This window comes from Arthrobacter sp. H41, from assembly GCF_000520535.1.
GTDB lineage: Bacteria > Actinomycetota > Actinomycetes > Actinomycetales > Micrococcaceae > Arthrobacter_D.
Map to the genome: position 1 here is coordinate 1 of NZ_KI914842.1, position 3045 is coordinate 3045.

The 3045-nt window shown below is 69.4% G+C and carries 3 protein-coding genes; 2 read left to right on the top strand and 1 reads right to left on the bottom strand.

All coding sequences use genetic code 11. From position 1 onward, the window contains the following. On the bottom strand, window positions 1-640 hold a 640-nt coding region (locus Y705_RS20750), incomplete at its 3' end, for an acVLRF1 family peptidyl-tRNA hydrolase (protein WP_049822901.1). Between the two features lie 67 nt (window positions 641-707). Here Y705_RS20750 and Y705_RS0116015 point away from each other — a divergent pair. Together Y705_RS0116015 and rpsD are read left to right on the top strand one after the other, a co-directional pair. Further along, a complete protein-coding gene (locus Y705_RS0116015; protein ID WP_026533578.1) occupies window positions 708-2129 on the top strand; it encodes a replication-associated recombination protein A in 1422 nt (473 codons plus the stop codon). A 279-nt stretch (window positions 2130-2408) separates the two neighbouring features. Beyond that, window positions 2409-3035 (top strand): 30S ribosomal protein S4, encoded by a 627-nt coding sequence (gene rpsD / locus Y705_RS0116020; protein WP_026533579.1) that lies wholly within the window; start codon window positions 2409-2411, stop codon window positions 3033-3035. The last annotated feature ends 10 nt before the right edge of the window (window positions 3036-3045 follow it).

Below are 3045 nucleotides of genomic sequence, written 5' to 3' on the forward strand. Positions count from 1 at the left end.
GCGGGCCGGTGATCGCGATCCGCACCGCCGTCGTCTCCAACGCGATTCGCTGCAGGATGACGAGCCGTGGATCGGGCACCGTGGCGAACGGCAACTGGGGCAGCGATGCGTACTTTCTCAGGGACGCCTGCTCGAACACGTCCGTCGCCAGTGCGCGGTCCCCGCCGCGCTGGATGCACTCGACGGGGTGTCCGCCGAACATGGCCGCTGCACGTTCCGCCGCCTCGAGGACCAGGGACGTTGCCTGGTTGGCGCGGCGCCGCGCGAACCTTTGCTGCGACCACCCGCCGGCCGCGGTGCGGGACTGGACGTAGCGCGTGCCGGTCTTCGACGCGAGGAGCATTCCGCTGCGGGACACGCCCACCGAGTAGCCGCCTCGCCGGATGAGGATCACGCCGACGGTACGGGGCGAACCGGCGGCGGTTCGAATGGCTTCGAGTACGTCGGTTTCGACCGGCGACCCCCCTTCCAGGGCCAGAGGCAGCGGGGGAGTGATCACCGCGCGGCACTGGTTGGCGCCGGTGAGAACGGCCGCTCCGGGTTCGGCCGAAAAGGTATAGCCGCCGTTGCGGACGGCGAAGCGTTCGAGCCAGCCCGGAAGACGGTCGGCCGCGACCAGCACGGTCAATGTATCCGTCATGAGTGTGCTCCTCCGTCCGGGACAGCCGGCCGCTGCGATGTCCGTGCTACACAGTAGCCTTGGCGGTGTGAATGATCTATTCAGCATGGACGCCGAGGACGACGACACCGACGATGTCGTCCCCGCCGGCGCCGGACGCGGTCCGGGGACCGGCTTCCCCGCCGGAGGGCAGCGCCCCCGGAGTCCACTTGCTGTCCGGATGCGGCCCCGGACCCTCGACGAGGTGGTAGGCCAGCAGCATCTGCTGGGACCGGGCTCCCCACTGCGGACCCTGGCCGGGGATACCGATTCGGGCGGTCCGGCGGGGCCGTCGTCCGTCATCCTGTGGGGCCCGCCGGGAACCGGGAAGACCACGCTGGCGCATGTCATTGCACGCGGTCAGGGCCGCCAGTTCGTGGAGCTCTCCGCGATCACCGCCGGCGTCAAGGATGTGCGCCGGGTCATGGATGAGGCGCTCACCGGCAGGGACCTGCACCGCCGGACCACCATTCTCTTCCTCGACGAGATCCACCGGTTCAACAAGGCACAGCAGGATGCCCTGCTGCCGGGCGTGGAGAACCGCTGGGTGGTCCTGATCGCGGCGACCACCGAAAACCCCTCCTTCTCCGTGGTGTCGCCCCTGCTGTCGAGGTCACTCCTCCAGACCCTCAAACCACTGACCGAGGCCGATATCGCGGGCCTGCTCCAGCGCGCCGTCGACGACGAACGCGGTCTCGCCGGATCCGTCCGGCTCACCGATGAGGCGCTCGCCCACCTGGTGCGGCTGGCGGCGGGCGATGCGCGGCGCGGCCTGACAGCCCTCGAAGCGGCCGCGGGTGTGGCCCATTCCGTGCAGGGCAGCCCGTCGGGCGCCGTGGACGTGGAGCTCGCGCACGCGGAGAAGGCCGTCGACGTCGCTGCGCTGCGCTACGACCGCGCAGGGGACCAGCACTACGACGTCGCGAGCGCGTTCATCAAGTCGCTGCGCGGCTCCGACGTCGACGCAGCCCTGCACTACCTGGCGCGGATGCTCGAAGCGGGCGAGGATCCCCGTTTCGTGGCGCGGCGGCTCATGATCTCCGCCTCGGAGGACGTGGGCATGGCCGATCCGTCGGCCCTGCAGACGACGGTTGCGGCGGCGCAGGCCGTGCAGCTCGTGGGAATGCCTGAGGCGCGGATCATCCTTGCCGAGGCAGCGGTGCACGTCGCCACTGCGCCGAAATCGAATGCAGCCTACAACGGGATCAATGCTGCCGTCGCCGACGTGCGGGCGGGCCGTGGCCAGGGCATCCCGGCACACCTCAGGGACGCCCACTACCCCGGGGCAGGCCAGCTGGGGCACGGCAAGGGGTACGTCTACTCTCATGATGAGCCGCACGGTATCGCGTCCCAGCAATATGCACCTGACGACCTCGTGGGACGCGACTACTACACGCCCACGGATCGAGGTGCCGAACGCGATATCGCCACCCGGCTCGGTCGCCTGCGGCGGATCATCCGCGGGAAGTAACCGCGGGAGACCCTTCCCGGCCCCCTTCCGGGCCCACGGATGCCGGGGGATTCCAGTGCCCGGGCAGGGAACTGCTAACATTGCAGGTTGACTGGCAAGTCGCCGATCCCTTCGTCTCCCTTTCCGCACCTTTCGCGTGCGGCGGGTAGGGGGCCGGCGGACTGTAGTACCGGGAAGCGGCCAATCCCGGCTCTCCTCACTGGAGGCCAGCAACATAGAGAAAGTGCCGCGCAGCGCAGCTGCGCCGGCTCTTCGCCGCAAAAACAGTGAAAGGTAGACGTGGCTAACAACACACGTGCCCGCCGGAAGGTCCGCATCTCGCGGGCCCTCGGCATTGCTCTGACTCCGAAGGCCGAGAAGTACCTCGAGCGTCGGCCCTACGCGCCCGGCCAGCACGGCCGAGCGCGCCGCAAGCAGGACAGCGACTACGCCGTACGCCTGCGCGAAAAGCAGCGTCTGCGCGCCCAGTACGGCATCCGCGAGGCCCAGATGACCCGCGTCTTCGAGGAAGCCCGCCGCACGGCAGGCCTGACCGGTGAGAACCTCATCGAACTCCTCGAAATGCGTCTCGACGCCCTCGTGCTCCGCTCCGGTTTCGCCCGGACGATCGCCCAGGCCCGCCAGCTCGTGGTTCACCGCCACATCATGGTCGACGGCGCCCGCGTGGACCGCCCGTCGTTCCGTGTCGCCGAAGGCCAGCTCATCCACGTGCACACCCGCAGCGAGACCATGGTCCCGCTGCAGGTCGCGGCAGCCGGTGCGCACCGCGATGTCCTCCCGGCAGTTCCCGGGTACCTCGACGTGCAGCTCGACAAGCTCCAGGCCCGCCTGGTGCGCCGCCCCAAGCGCTCCGAGGTGCCCGTCACCTGTGAAGAGCAGCTCGTGGTCGAGTACTACGCACGCTAGTCGTGCCTGC